General features: G+C 67.2%; 11 protein-coding genes. 7 read left to right on the top strand and 4 right to left on the bottom strand.

Annotated features, from left to right (window positions below; genetic code table 11):
- Positions 1-12: 12 nt before the first annotated feature.
- Positions 13-3,456, top strand: a complete 3,444-nt coding sequence (locus FB478_RS17870) for a DNA polymerase III subunit gamma and tau (RefSeq protein ID WP_144601254.1) — start codon at positions 13-15, stop codon at positions 3,454-3,456.
- Between the two features lie 92 nt (positions 3,457-3,548).
- Positions 3,549-4,148, top strand: a complete 600-nt coding sequence (gene recR / locus FB478_RS17865) for a recombination mediator RecR (protein WP_144601218.1) — start codon at positions 3,549-3,551, stop codon at positions 4,146-4,148.
- A gap of 33 nt (positions 4,149-4,181) precedes the next feature.
- On the opposite strand, the gene FB478_RS17860 is transcribed toward recR, so the two are convergent.
- A complete protein-coding gene (locus FB478_RS17860) occupies positions 4,182-5,300 on the bottom strand; it encodes a hypothetical protein (RefSeq protein ID WP_261377441.1) in 1,119 nt (372 codons plus the stop codon).
- Positions 5,301-5,558: 258 nt separating this feature from the next.
- Here FB478_RS17860 and FB478_RS17855 point away from each other — a divergent pair, with 258 nt between their 5' ends.
- Positions 5,559-6,917: an aspartate kinase gene (locus FB478_RS17855; protein WP_018771857.1), complete on the top strand. Its 1,359-nt coding sequence runs from the start codon at positions 5,559-5,561 to the stop codon at positions 6,915-6,917.
- A gap of 84 nt (positions 6,918-7,001) precedes the next feature.
- Here the strand turns inward: FB478_RS17855 and FB478_RS17850 are convergent, their stop codons facing one another.
- Together FB478_RS17850 and FB478_RS17845 are read right to left on the bottom strand one after the other, a co-directional pair.
- Positions 7,002-7,217: a hypothetical protein gene (locus tag FB478_RS17850; protein WP_018771856.1), complete on the bottom strand. Its 216-nt coding sequence runs from the start codon at positions 7,215-7,217 to the stop codon at positions 7,002-7,004.
- Positions 7,218-7,335: 118 nt separating this feature from the next.
- Positions 7,336-7,578 (bottom strand): hypothetical protein, encoded by a 243-nt coding sequence (locus FB478_RS17845; RefSeq protein WP_018771855.1) that lies wholly within the window; start codon positions 7,576-7,578, stop codon positions 7,336-7,338.
- 77 nt (positions 7,579-7,655) lie between these two features.
- Between FB478_RS17845 and FB478_RS17840 the strand changes: the two genes are divergently transcribed.
- From FB478_RS17840 to FB478_RS17825, 4 genes are all read left to right on the top strand, one after another.
- Positions 7,656-8,144: a MarR family winged helix-turn-helix transcriptional regulator gene (locus tag FB478_RS17840; protein WP_018771854.1), complete on the top strand. Its 489-nt coding sequence runs from the start codon at positions 7,656-7,658 to the stop codon at positions 8,142-8,144.
- Between the two features lie 78 nt (positions 8,145-8,222).
- Entirely contained in the window at positions 8,223-8,786 is a 564-nt protein-coding gene (locus FB478_RS17835) for an SSI family serine proteinase inhibitor (protein WP_144601217.1), read from the top strand.
- Entirely contained in the window at positions 8,764-9,696 is a 933-nt protein-coding gene (locus FB478_RS17830; RefSeq protein WP_144601216.1) for a 3-methyladenine DNA glycosylase, read from the top strand. Before FB478_RS17835 ends, FB478_RS17830 begins: the two co-directional genes overlap by 23 nt.
- Entirely contained in the window at positions 9,693-10,025 is a 333-nt protein-coding gene (locus FB478_RS17825) for a serine protease inhibitor (RefSeq protein ID WP_144601215.1), read from the top strand. Before FB478_RS17830 ends, FB478_RS17825 begins: the two co-directional genes overlap by 4 nt.
- A gap of 92 nt (positions 10,026-10,117) precedes the next feature.
- Here FB478_RS17825 and FB478_RS17820 read toward each other — a convergent pair whose 3' ends face one another.
- The gene (locus FB478_RS17820; protein ID WP_261377446.1) at positions 10,118-13,159 is read right to left on the bottom strand and encodes a S8 family serine peptidase; all 3,042 of its coding nucleotides are present in this window, start codon (positions 13,157-13,159) and stop codon (positions 10,118-10,120) included.
- Between the last annotated feature and the right edge of the window lie 276 nt (positions 13,160-13,435).

Below are 13,435 nucleotides of genomic sequence, written 5' to 3'. Positions count from 1 at the left end.
CAGGGCGGCATGATGTCGGCCCGGATTGGTAGGGTTTTCTCTGTGACAGTTACTACCGCCCTGTACCGCAGATACCGTCCCGACTCGTTCGCTGACGTTATCGGGCAGGAGCATGTCACCGAGCCGTTGATGACGGCTTTGCGGAAAAACCGGGTCAACCACGCCTACCTCTTTTCCGGCCCCAGGGGCTGCGGCAAGACCACGTCCGCCCGCATCCTGGCACGCTGCCTCAACTGCGCCCAGGGCCCTACGGACACCCCCTGCGGAACCTGCCCCAGCTGCGTCGAGCTGGCCCGCGGCGGTTCCGGTTCCCTTGACGTCATCGAGATTGACGCGGCGAGCCACGGCGGTGTTGACGACGCGCGGGACCTCCGCGAGCGCGCCACCTACGCCCCGGTGCGGGACCGCTACAAGATCTTCATCATCGACGAAGCCCACATGGTCACCTCCGCCGGGTTCAACGCCCTGCTGAAGATCGTCGAAGAGCCGCCGGAACACATCAAGTTCATCTTTGCCACCACGGAGCCGGACAAGGTCATCGGAACCATCCGCTCCCGGACCCACCACTACCCTTTCCGGTTGGTGCCGCCCGAGCCGCTGATGGCTTACCTTGAGCTCCTGTGCCGCCAGGAAAACGTTCCCGTCGCCCCCGGCGTCCTGTCACTGGTCATCCGCGCCGGCGGCGGCTCCGTCCGTGATTCGCTCTCCGTCCTGGACCAGCTCATGGCAGGCGCCGGACCCAATGGACTGGACTATGAGCTCGCCGTTGCACTGCTGGGCTACACCCATGCCTCGCTGCTGGACGACGTCGTGGAGGCCGTGGCCGCCTCCGACGCCGCCACAGTCTTCCGCGCCGTGGACCGGGTCATCCAGACCGGGCACGATCCCCGCCGGTTCGTGGAGGACCTGCTGGAGCGCTTCCGGGACCTGATCATTGTCCAGGCCATGCCCGAAAGTGCACACTCCATCCTTCGGGGAATGCCCGCGGACCAGATCGCCCGCCTGCAGAACCAGGCCCACAACCTTGGCGCCGCGGAACTCTCGCGGGCCGCGGATGTCACCAACACGGCCCTGACCGAAATGACCGGAGCCACGTCCCCGCGGCTGCACCTGGAACTGCTGTGTGCCCGGATCCTGCTGCCCAGCTCGGAACAGAATGAGCGCGGCATTGCGGCCCGCATTGACCGGGTGGAGCGGCGGCTCAACTACACAGGGAACGACGTCACCGCTCCGGCGGCCCAGGCTGCTCCCGCAACGGCAGTGCCGGCAGCCGCACCTGCCGCCGCCACCCCGGGCACCTCCTCGCCCGACCCCCTGCACCCAGCGGTGGCGGCCGTCCCTTCCGTTCAGGCGGCACCACAGCCACAGGCCCAAGCCGTCCCCACGCCATCCGAACCCACCCGGCCCGGCGCTGCCGGGTCCACTCCGGCCCAGGCCGCGCCCGCCCGGCCTGGCACTGACGCGCCCCGGAGCCCGCTGACACCGCCGCGGGTAAGCACCAATGACTGGCCTGTCGAGGACCCGGCGCGCCTCGGGACACCGGAGCGCCCCGCCGCCGCACGCACCGGCCAGGCAGCGCCCCAAAGTAACGCAGCGCCCCAAAGCAATGCCGCGCCCCAAAGCAATGCCGTGCCGTCCAGCAGCGCAGCACCGCAAGCCAATGCCGCGCCGCCAAGCAACGCAGCAACGCCAGCCATTGCCGCATCCCGGTCTCCGGAGGACCGGCAGGCTTCCGCCCAGGCAGCGGTGCCGTCGCCGCACCAGGAGGCGCCCGCCAGGCCCGCCCCTGCGGCTCCCGCGGCCATGGATGACGTGGAGGTCCTCCGCAGGGCGTGGCCGGATGTCCTGCAGGCACTGTCCAAAATCAAGCGCAGCACCTGGGCACTCGTTGAGCCCAACGCGCAGGTCAGCGCCTTCGACGGCAGCGTTGTGACCTTGTCCTTCACCACGCCGGGACTCGCGGGCGCCTTTGGGAGGGCGGACCACTCGGACAACCTGCGCCAGGCCATCCACAAGACCGTCGGCATCGACTGCCAGATCAACGCGGTTTCCGGCGGCACCAGCCAAACGAGCTCTGAGCCAAACCCAAAAGTGCCGTCCAGCCCGGTGGTTCCGGCCACTTCAGCTGACGTTGCCTGGGGGCTTGCTCCTGCCCCCGCGCAGCCTGTCCCGCCGGCGCAGGCTCCCACAGCCGCCCCACCCGCGGCTCCGGCGGGCGGAAGCCCTGAGAGCCCCGCCGCTGCCCGGAACCCGGTGCCTGCCCAGGGTCCCGCTGCTGGCAGAAGCTCCGGGAGCACAGCTGTTGCCGCAAGCCCGGAAGCCGTACCGGAGGGGACTCCCGCTGTGGCCGGCTCTCCAGGCGCAGGTCCGGTGACCGACGCCGGCGTGCGCGGCCACGGGGACGCACAGCCCTCCCGTCCCGGCGCCCAGGGCCCGGGAACAGCAGCCGGCGCCTCAGGCCCGGACACCGGCCAATCCCCCTACCCGTCGGCAGGTGGCGACTACTCCTACTCCGACGACGACTGGGGCCCGCCGCGGGATGAGGACGCTCCCCCGCTGGATGAGGAACCCCCGATGGACTGGGTGCCCGCCACGCCGTCCGGCAACCGGGCAACGCCACCACCCCCCGAGGTGGGCGGCAGCCAGGAACCGTCAGGCTCCCGCGGTGATGCCGCTGCGCGCCCCCGGGGGGCAGCAACCAGTGGTTCCACCCCGGACACCGTTGCCCAGCCCGGCAGCACAGATGCGGGTCCGGCCCACGATCCCTGGACGCGGGCTGTGGAACAGGCCCCCGGCGTCTGGGTTGTCGGAGACAAGAGCAACGTGGGTGCCAACCCCGCACCCGGCTCTGTACCTGACAACATCGGGACACAGGCCGACGTTCCGCATTACGCCCCTGCAACAGCCCAGGTACCGCCCTCCATCCCCGTTTCACCCGCGGCCGCGGCCCCTGCCCCTGCCCCTGCCCCTGTCGCAGCAGCGGGATGGGGTTCGGGCACGAGTACGGGTTCCATCGCAGGTTCCGCCCCGGGGGCAGTCTCCGGCCCCGGTCGCGGCGCGCCCGCCGCGGGATCCTACCCGGCGCAGTCCCCCGCCTCCGCTCCCGCGCCGGAATTCGCCATGGCCTCGGCGGCAGCCGCCCCGGTGGCCAAGGCAGCGGTTGCGCCCTCCCGTCCCCAGCCGGCGGCGGCTGCACCCGTGGCCGGACGGACTGAAACGCGGCAAAGCCTCTACCAGCGGCTGTCCAACAGTCCAGAGGCTGAGGCAGGACGGGCGAAGGCACCGGCCAGGGCCGCGTCCGCACCCAGCTCCTATGTCCAGGACGTGCCCAGCGCCGACGATGAAACCATCGAGGAGTCCGGCGTCTTCGGCCGGGCTGCCGTGGAACGCATCCTGGGCGGAAAATTGATCGAGGAGCGGTCGCTGGACGGAAGCCCGGTCACGCCACGCTATTGACGGCCGGCAAGGTCGACCGCCGGCGGGCAGCCCCGCAGCCATGACCAACTGAGTGTTCCACCCGCCATCCACACCAAACTAAAGAGGGAAACGTGTACGAAGGTGCTGTCCAGGAGCTGATCGACGAGCTCGGACGCCTTCCGGGGGTGGGCCCCAAGTCCGCACAGCGGCTGGCGTTCCACATCCTTGAAGCCGACCCCCAGGATATGAAGCGGCTGGTGGAAGCAATCACCACCGTCAAGGAGCGGGTCAAGTTTTGTGCGGTCTGTGGCAATGTCACGGAGCAGGAACTGTGCAACATCTGCCGCGACCCGCGCCGTGATCCCGCGATCATCTGCGTGGTGGAGGAATCCAAGGATGTCCTGGCCGTGGAGCGCACCCGTTCGTTCCGCGGCAGGTACCACGTGCTGGGCGGTGCCATCAATCCCATCGCCGGCGTGGGACCCGAACAGCTGCGGATCCGCGAGCTGCTCACACGGTTGAACGACGGCGAAATCCAGGAAGTGATTATCGCCACCGATCCCAACCTTGAGGGCGAGGCAACGGCTACTTACCTGGCCCGCATGCTTAAGACGATCGGCATAGCCGTCACCCGTCTTGCCTCCGGCCTGCCCGTGGGCGGTGACTTGGAGTATGCGGACGAAGTCACCCTGGGCCGGGCCTTCGAGGGCCGGCGCAACGCCCTGGGCTGAGCGCAGGCGCCCGGTTTTTCCGAAGCACGCCCTTCAGGCCGGATCACCCGGTGCCCCGTCGCGGCGCCGCGCTGCGCGGTAACCTCCCGCCGCGACGGCGGCGGCTATCGCCGCCTGGCCAAGGAGCCCCATCCCGGGCATGGGCGCCCGGGGCTCGTCCCGGCTGCGCGGTTGCCCCTGCACGCATGGCACTTGCATCCCGTCCGCAGCTTCCTGAATCGCTGCGGGCACCCATCCCAGGACCTGGCCGGCGCGGTCTGCCTCCGCGCCAGCCATCAGGAACAGGACGGGCGGGCTCAGCGCCGGGAGCCACATCAGACGCTCGGTGTGGTAAACTTCGCTGATGCCGGCCTCGATCTCGGAGCATCGGAAGGCCACGTGGGTTCCGTCGCGCGCCCGTTCGACATTCAGCGCCACCGTGACACGTTCCTCCGCCCGGACCAGGGGCAACAATCCGATGGCTGCGGCCGGGGCCCCTGCCACAAAGGCCAAGGCCAGCAACCCGCCGGCGGCATTCGCCAGGCGCGGACGTCCAGCCCATGCGGAGAGCCCAGCGCCCATGGCACCAAACACCCCGCACTCCACCAGGACGACGCCCGCAGAAACGGCCGCCACTGCCCCCGAAGCGTCCGCGATCCAGGCCTGCACCAGCAGTACACCGAGAACAACAGCTGCCAGCACCAGTCCCCGCAAAGCCGTGGCCAGCAGTACCGCCAACAGGGCAAAACCTCCGGTACGCCCCCTCATGCCGCGGAACCTGACCTCCGCGCGCACGCCCCAGGCAACAGCGGGCAAAGTGGCGGTCGCCGGCATCAGGGCTGACGCCAGCGAGTAGACCAGCAGGGGAAAGACCTCCGGACCGGCCCCGCCGCCCAGGGGCGCCAGCAGGACCACGGAGCCGGCAGCAGCCCACGTGCACAGGACCGCGGCCGCCACCGTAAACCAGAACCGGATGGTTGTCAGGCTGACCAGCCAGTCGGCCAGTCCCTTGACCAGGCTTGTCCTTGCGAAGCCCGGGCGTGGAGACCCGGAACGGCCGGTATCCAGGCCCTCGTTGGCGCTTTCCCCGCCGCGCTTATCCGCGTCCGGGCCGATCGGCTCAAAAAACGGCTCCTGGGGCATTCCTGCAGTTGGCTGCGGGTCGTCGGCCACTACGGATCCTCCATATCTCCAAAGGACCCCCGCCCCTGTGCCTGCCAAGGTCCGGGCTACGGCCCGTGAAGCCGGGTAACTGGTCCAATCGTGGTCCACCACCCCGGGCCTGTCCATAGGAACCGTCGTGGCCGGTATGTGGTCACAATTTATCGCCGCTCCGGGCGCGGCGATAAACTGTCGGAGGAAAGTCGCGCCGTCCCGGCGTCAGGCTGCCTGGTTTCCCAGAACTCCAATTGATCCAATGAAGGTACGCGCATGAGTACGCCCACTGCCGAAGTGCACAACGCAACCCAGCCCCAGGTGGCCCCCGCCGCCGGCGCGGTGACGAAACAGCTCATCGTGCAGAAATTCGGCGGGTCCTCCGTTGCGGACGCCGACGGGATCAAGCGCGTGGCAAAGCGCGTCGTGGATGCCCAGGAAGCCGGCAACGAGGTAGTCGTAGTCGTCTCAGCCATGGGTGACACCACTGATGAACTCCTGGACCTCGCTGCCCAGGTGACCGACTCCGCCCCCGCCCGCGAAATGGACATGCTCCTCTCGGCCGGTGAACGCATCTCCATGGCCCTGCTGGCCATGGCCATCAACAAGCTCGGCGCCTCCGCCCAGTCCTTTACCGGATCGCAGGCAGGCATGATCACCGACGGAATCCACGGCAAGGCCCGGATTATCGACGTCGACCCGCACCGCATCCGCACCGCCCTGGACAAGGGCCACATCGCCATCGTGGCAGGCTTCCAGGGCATGAGCCGGGCCACGAACGAAATCACCACGTTGGGCCGCGGCGGCTCCGACACGACGGCGGTGGCTCTGGCGGCTGCCCTCGAAGCGGATGTCTGCGAGATCTACACCGACGTGGACGGAATCTTCACCGCCGATCCGCGCGTGGTCCCGTCGGCACAGAAGATCGACACCATTTCCAGCGAGGAGATGCTGGAGCTCGCCGCCTCGGGTGCCAAGATCCTCCACCTGCGCTGCGTGGAATACGCCCGCCGGTTCGGCGTCCCCCTGCACGTCCGTTCCTCATTCAGCCAGCATGAAGGCACCTGGGTCATCCCCAGCGCCGACGACAAGATCACCACTCAAGAGGGAGTTGCCTTGGAGCAGCCAATCATCTCCGGCGTTGCGCATGACCGTTCCGAAGCGAAGGTCACCGTGGTCGGCGTCCCCGACATCCCCGGCAAGGCCGCCGCAATCTTCCAGGTCATCGCCGACGCACACTCCAACATCGACATGATCGTCCAGAACGTGTCCACCCATGGCACGGGCAAGACCGACATCTCCTTCACCCTGCCCATCGTTGAAGGCGCGGACGCCCTGGCCGCACTTCACGCTGCCCAGGACCAGATCGGTTTTGAGGCCATTGAATACAACGAGCAGATTGGCAAGCTCTCCTTGATCGGTGCCGGCATGCGCTCCCACCCGGGCGTCTCCGCCACCTTCTTCAAGGCGCTGTCCGACGCCGGCATCAACATCAACATGATCTCCACCTCGGAAATCCGCATTTCCGTGGTGACCCACGCCGACCTGCTGGATGAGGCTGTCCGCGTGATCCACAAGGCGTTTGGGCTTGACACTGAAAGCGAAGCGACGGTTTACGGCGGCACCGGCCGCTAAGGACTCAACGAAAAAGCCGGACTGCCTCTCCTCCCACGGGAAAGGCAGCCCGGCTTTTTGGTCTTACCGTGCGCCTGGACAGGTTTAGCTTTCGCGTTCCAGGTCTTCGCGGCGCACCGCGTAGTGGTGGCCGGTTGAATCGGTCTCGACCACGAAGTGCGAGAGTTCCTCTTCGGAGGCCTGTTCGAACTCATCATGCTTGTGCACTACAGGCGCATCGGCATCCAGCCGGGTGGCGGGACCAAAGACAAAGCGCAGCCTGTCAGTCAGGCTCATGAAACCGCTGAGGACATGTGCCACTGTTTTCCACCCCCTTCCCGGACCTCGGGCGAAAGTGCAGCAGGCTCCGGCAGGAGCCAGTGCCCTTATTTTAGACCCGGGGCAGGAAAAAGGCGCCTGTTCGCGGCGGAACGGGCTGCTAGCGCAGGGACCGGTCTTCGGGGTTCCGTGGCACCACGTAAGTGCTGCCGTCCGGCCTGGTGATGGTTTCCCACTGCTGGGTTTCCGCCTGGCGCTGGACCAGCAGCCGGCGGTTTTCTTCGGTCATGTCGTGCGCCAGCGCGGTGCGGCTGGCGGGACCGAAAACCGCCCGCAGCTTGCCTGTGGCGCGCATGAAGCGCTGGGAAGCATTGCCCTTGCCTGCGGACTTGTCCCTGCCCATGAAGAGGCTTCCTTCCACTCACTGTTCACCTCCAACAAATGTACACTAATGATTAGTGCACTAACAATGGAGGACGTATGACCGCCGCAGCAGAAGCGCAAACGGAAGAACACTCTGCAGAAGGGCCATCCGGGGTGCAGGAGGACGACCTGCTGCTGGAGCACCAGCTCTGCTTCGCCCTCACGGTGGCTGCCCGCAGTGTGGTGGGGGCCTATAAACCCGTGCTCGAGAAGCTCAACCTCACCCATCCGCAATACCTGGTGATGCTCTGCCTGTGGGAAGACAGCCCGCGGACAGTAAGGAACATCAGCGAGGCCCTTGCCCAGGAGCCGGCCACCATTTCCCCGCTCCTCCGGCGGCTGGAGGCAGCGGACCTGCTCACGCGGCACCGGGCGGACGGAAACGAGCGCGCCCTCGCCGTCGAACTCACGGCCAAGGGTGCCGCCCTGCGGCAGCAGGCGCTCAAGGTACCGGGGACCATGATGGAGCGGCTCGGGCTGACCCGGGAGCAGGTGACGGAACTGCACGCGTCCATGATGGGCCTGATCGCTGCAACGTCCCGTTAAGTGCCGGCAGGACCCGTCCAGGGCACGTCGGCAGGGCGTCAAGCGACTAGAATAACCAGACCAAGGAGAGGAAGCCTGATGCGTAGTTTCCGCATACTCGCAACGGTCCTGGCATTTGGCGCCGGGCTAATCACCGGTTGCAGCGGCACTCCTGACAATGGCACGTCCGCCTCACCTGCGCCCTCCACCTCCGCAGCCGGAAGCTCATCCGCCGGCTCCCCTACTCCTTCCCCGGACACCGAAACGTCGGTACCGGCTCCCGCCCCCACCACGTCCCGGCCAAGTGCCGGCCCGGGGCAGGGAAACGCTGAACTCGCCATCACGGTGGTGCCGTCCCAGGGCGCGGATGAACTCGACTACACCCTGGTTTGTTCCGCCGGCACCCCTGCCGCGGAAAGCAGCCACCCCAACGCTGCCGCGGCCTGCGCAGCGCTGAAAGCCAACCCGGCCATCCTGTCCCCGGCGGCCCCGGGAACTTCCCAACCCTGTACCCAGCAGTACGGCGGCCCCCAGAAGGCAACCGTGACGGGCATGGTTGACGGTGTTGCCGTGGACTCCTCCTTTGCCCGGACCAACGGATGCGAAATCAGTGCGTGGGACGCTGCCAAGGACGTGCTGGGTGCCGCCGGTGGAGCCTCTTAAGCTCCTGGCGGCAGACAACGCCCAGGCGAGGGAAGAAGCCCACCTGCAGCGCGTGAGCCGCTACGCCGATCCCTACCTGGCCCGACGGTCCGCTGGCCAAAAACACCCGGTGGAGGACTTTCTCTTCACCTATTACACGCAGAAGCCGGGCCAGCTGAAGCGCTGGCACCCCGGCGCCGGAGCGGTCCTTACGGGCGCACAGGCAGCCACGCGGCTGGGGTGGAAGCATTACAGGATGCTCGACGACGGCGAGCTCGCCTCCCTGGGGCTGGCCGCGGGAAGCACCGCGGCCACCTTAGATCGGCGCGCCTTCCTGGCCGACCGCAAGGATGCCGTGGCCTTTGCCGGCATCATCCTCCGGGGGACGACGGCCAGGCCGGCACAGTTCGGCTGTTTCGGCCTCCACGAGTGGGCCATGGTGTACCGCCAGGACAAATTCGACCTCCGGCATGAGTATCTGCAGCTGCGGCTGGGAGCGGCCGGCACCGACCGGGTGGTGGAGGAGAACAGGATCCGCTGCACCCATTTCGATGCGTTCCGCTTCTATACCCCCGACGCCATCCCGCTCAACGAACACTCCCCCAGCCGGGACACGCAGCGCCACATGGAACAGCCGGGCTGCCTGCACGCCAACATGGACCTTTACAAGTGGGCGTACAAGCTGCTGCCTGCGCTGTCCAGTGAACTGGTCATGGACTGCTTTGAACTGTCCTGGCGGATCCGGGCCATGGATATGCAGGCTTCCCCGTACGATCTGGCTGGCTGGGGCTATCCGGCCATCCCCATCGAGACGCCGCAGGGCAAGGCCGCCTATGTCGAGCACCAGCGTGCCTTCGCCACGGAAGCGGGGGCCCTGCGGGAACGGCTCGCCGCGGAAATCGGGGCCGTGTCGGACGGAGCGCCGCATTGATCGACCTGATCATCCGAATCCGCGAGGCCCCCGATGCGCCGGAGCATGTGTTCCGGCTGGTAGCCACGGATGGCGCCCCCGCAGCCGGGACCACCCTGCCCCGACCTGGAGCAGCCCTCGCCGCCGTGGAGCGGTTCGGTGAAGGCATCTTCTTCCCCAAACCTGGTCCTCCCAAGCTGTGCACCCAGCAGTACGGCGGCCCGCAGGTTGCCACGGTCACCGGAACTTTCCATGGGCGCCACGTCAACTCGACCTTTACCCGCACCGACGGCTGCGAGATCGCCCGCTGGAAGGCCATGGCACCTTTACTGGGCGGCACAGCCACTTAGCCTTCCGCTGCCTGGCCTTCCCGCCGGCAGGAACGTAAAAAGGTCCCGGGCGGCCTGATAGCCGCCCGGGACCTCCCCCCATGCCTTCCGGATCAGGTTGCGGGTACCGCCTGGGCCAGGTCGAGCCGGGGAGCGCCGGCCGGGGCGGGGGCAGCGCCCTGTCCCACCTGCACGTTCACCCAGGTTTTGATGCCGTTGCTGCCAAGGCTCAGCCGGGAGAGGTAGGAGCCCTCCTGGAGTCCGGTCCAGCTCAGGGTCGCCGAGGTGGCGGTTCCGTTCGGCGCCACGATGGGGTTTGGGTTCACCGTGAGGTTGCCCGCGTCACCGGCGAAGGTCACAGCCTGGACGGACGCGGTGGCCGGCCCATTGTCCGGCGTGGCGTAAAGGTTGGCCACCACATAGTAGGTGCCCGCCCGCGGCGACTCCAGGTCCAGGAATTCACTGGCCGAGGCAGTGGCCACCTGGGTGGCCGTCAACCCGCCCGACGCGCTCGGTGCGTAGACCACCATGTCCCAGTCGACGTCGTTCGACTGTGCCTGGATGCCCAGCCGCGCAAACGAGGCACCGGCCGGCACCTTCACCTGGAGCAGGGCGTTGTGCGCGTCATTCGTGGCCGCGTACCCGCCCGGGGTCTTGGTGATGGCGGTCTGGCTCAGTGGTGCCAGGCCCTCCACGCCGACGGCGATGGGGTTGTCGGAGCCGGATACGAGCTCCATCGTGCCGCTGCCGGTGCCCGTGGCCGAGCTGAAGGAGAACGACGGGGCAATCTGGGCATCAACAGGACGGATGGCAATAGGGGACGTAACCGTCCGCGGGCCCTTCCAAGTGAGGCTTCCAGTGCTGAACTTGCCAACCGGTCCGCTGACGTTCCGGATGGTGACGGTAACTTCACGGGTCTGGCCGGCCCTGGCGAAGTTCAGTGCCTTGGGTTCGACGTTGACGTTGAAGCCCGGCATGTTCGCCTCGGGGTGGTACATGCCCGGGACCAGGGCGGTCAGCTTGCGCTTCACCTGGACTTCGCCCACCAGGCTGCCCAGCGCGATGGAGGGCAGGTTGAGGTCGCGGGCGGCAATGCTGCCGGCCTGCGGCGCTCCGGTGTCAACGCCCTGCCCGTTCAGGAAGCCGAGCCAGTCCTGGGTCCCGGAGTCGTAGACCAGCCCGGGATCAAGGACGCGGGTGGAATCGATGTGGCCGGCGCCGCCCTGGAAGGGGTCGGTGTTGGGCGAACCGTCGGCATTGACCAGAGGGTAGGCGGTGGTCATCATGGCGGACTTAACCATTGCCGGGGTCCACTTCGGCTGCTTGCCCAGGACCAGGGCACCGAAACCGGCGATGTGCGGTGCGGCCATGGAGGTGCCGGACATGAACCCGAACTGGTCGCCGTCGTTACCGATCGTGGAGACACCGGCCAGGACGTTGACGCCCGGGGCGGAGATGTCCGGCTTGAGCAGGTCGCCGCCGGATGCCAGGGTGGGCCCGCGGGACGAGAAGCCCGCGATTTGGGGTGCCGCGGCTGGTGGCAGACCGGTCAGGTCGCCCTTGACCAGGCTGACGGTCAGCGCCGGATTGGCTTCCAGCTTGGACTTCAGCTCCAGGCTCTTGGGGGCATTGACGTGGACAGTTGGAACAACGTGGTTGTCTGCGTCCTCCGAGCTGCTGGTGAGGTTCACCAGGATCATGCCCACGCCGCCCTTGTCCAGGACCTCCTGGCTCTTGGCGGTGCGGTCCACCACGCCGCGGTCGCAGACCACAACCTTGCCGGCCACCTTGGAGCCGTCAAGGGTCCCCGGGCCGCAGAGGTTCGGGTTTGCCGCACCCGCGGCCGCGGCGGCCGCGGCAAGGACAACGGGCTTGTCCGCCACTTCCGACTTCATAATGGACGCTCCGCGGTACAGGGAGCCGTCGGACACCTTGACCGTTCCCAGCAGGTCGCTGGGGAAGGTGGAAGCAGCCACGGTGGTCAGCCACGGTGAGGCATGGTTCACGGTGGAGGCCGCAGGGCCGGAGTTGCCGGCCGAAGCCGAAACGAAGACACCTGCGGAAGCCGCGTTCAGGAACGCCAGCGCCACGGGATCGGTGGTGCTGTTGTTATTGCCCGATATGGAGTAGTTCAGGACATCGACGCCGTCCTTGATGGCTGCGTCCACGGCCTCGACCGACGCCGAGGAGTAGCAGCCGCCCGTGTCCGGGTTGGTGTCCTCCCAGCAGACTTTGTACACCGAGACTTTGGCTGCGGGGGCCACTCCCGAGCTCTTGCCGAAGCTGGTTCCATCGATCACCTGCTCGACATTGGCATTGCCCGCCGCCGTGGTGGCGGTGTGGGTGCCGTGGCTGCCAACGTCCACCGGGGAAATCTGCTCTTCCGGGGCACGGTTTCCCGGCGCCACGTACTGCAGGAAGGAATCGGCGAAGTATCGGGCGCCGATGACCTTGGTATTGCAGAGCGAGCCGTCAAACCCGGCCCCGGTGCCCTCGCCTTTTTGGCATTCCCCTTCGAAGGTGGTGCCGTCCGCTTTGAGCATGGCAATCCTGCCATCGCCGGTGCGGTACGGGACGCCCACCTGCGGGTCACCCTGCAGTGGCTTCACGGGTTCGCCCTGCAGGAAGGGGTTGTCCGGTGCGTACCCCGAGTCGATGACACCCACCACAACGCCCTTGCCGGCGTTTGCCTGGCCGCCGAACTGTTGGGCCCATGCGCCGTCTGGGCCGGTGAGCTTGAGGAAGTCGGTGGTGGTGTAGTCAGGCTTGTTTTCGACATCGGGTGAAACCACCAGGACGCGGTTGTCCTTGGACAAGGCTGCCGCCTGCGTTGCGGTCAGCTCGGCAGTGAACCCGTTCAGTGCTGCGGTGTACTGCTTTGCGGGGCTCACACCCTGCGCCGCTGCGACTTCACGCTGCTGGTTGCGAAGGTGGGCGTCGTAGGCCTTGTAGTTGGGGCTGCCGGCGTCGAGCTTCCTGCCCTGCTGGGGCTTGGTGGCTCCCAGTCCGGCAACTCCCCCTTCGTACGCCGCGGCAGCCGGGCCGGCCAGCACCACGATGTACCGGCCGTCATTGAATTGGCTGTCCTTCGCAGTGGAGGAGGCATTTTCCGTACCTTGGCCGCCGGGTGCCGCCGACGCGGGACCCACGGCCATGGAGCTAAGGAGAAGGGGCAACCCGACGGCCAGTGCGGCCGCTTTCCGGAGGCCCCCAGCCCGCGAGGGGCTCTTTCCAGTTGATTTCACGTGCAACCCTTTCACGATGTACCGCCCAGCCTTGGTGGGCAGCCCGAACGACTGGAACTGCAGAGGGAATTACAGGTTTTGTAATTTGCTGAGACCAGACTGTTCACAGAGTACAGACTGAGAGCACGATATGACATAGGGCACATTCGAGAATTTTCCGCTTGTCATACGGGGTGGGGCGTTGGC

Source organism: Arthrobacter sp. AG367, from assembly GCF_007828995.1.
In the GTDB taxonomy this organism is placed as follows: Bacteria; Actinomycetota; Actinomycetes; order Actinomycetales; family Micrococcaceae; genus Arthrobacter.
Note: the sequence above shows the minus strand (reverse complement) of the source record. Positions and strands in the feature narration are given on the sequence as shown.

Bases quoted from the DNA above. Each gene is read 5' to 3' on its own strand.
- FB478_RS17845 (WP_018771855.1), bottom strand. From the start codon at position 7,578: ATGGGCAGGGACAAGTCCGCAGGCAAGGGCAATGCTTCCCAGCGCTTC.
- FB478_RS17820 (WP_261377446.1), bottom strand. From the start codon at position 13,159: ATGGCCGTGGGTCCCGCGTCGGCGGCACCCGGCGGCCAAGGTACGGAA.
- FB478_RS17855 (WP_018771857.1), top strand. From the start codon at position 5,559: ATGAGTACGCCCACTGCCGAAGTGCACAACGCAACCCAGCCCCAGGTG.
- FB478_RS17840 (WP_018771854.1), top strand. From the start codon at position 7,656: ATGACCGCCGCAGCAGAAGCGCAAACGGAAGAACACTCTGCAGAAGGG.
- FB478_RS17870 (WP_144601254.1), top strand. From the start codon at position 13: ATGTCGGCCCGGATTGGTAGGGTTTTCTCTGTGACAGTTACTACCGCC.
- FB478_RS17835 (WP_144601217.1), top strand. From the start codon at position 8,223: ATGCGTAGTTTCCGCATACTCGCAACGGTCCTGGCATTTGGCGCCGGG.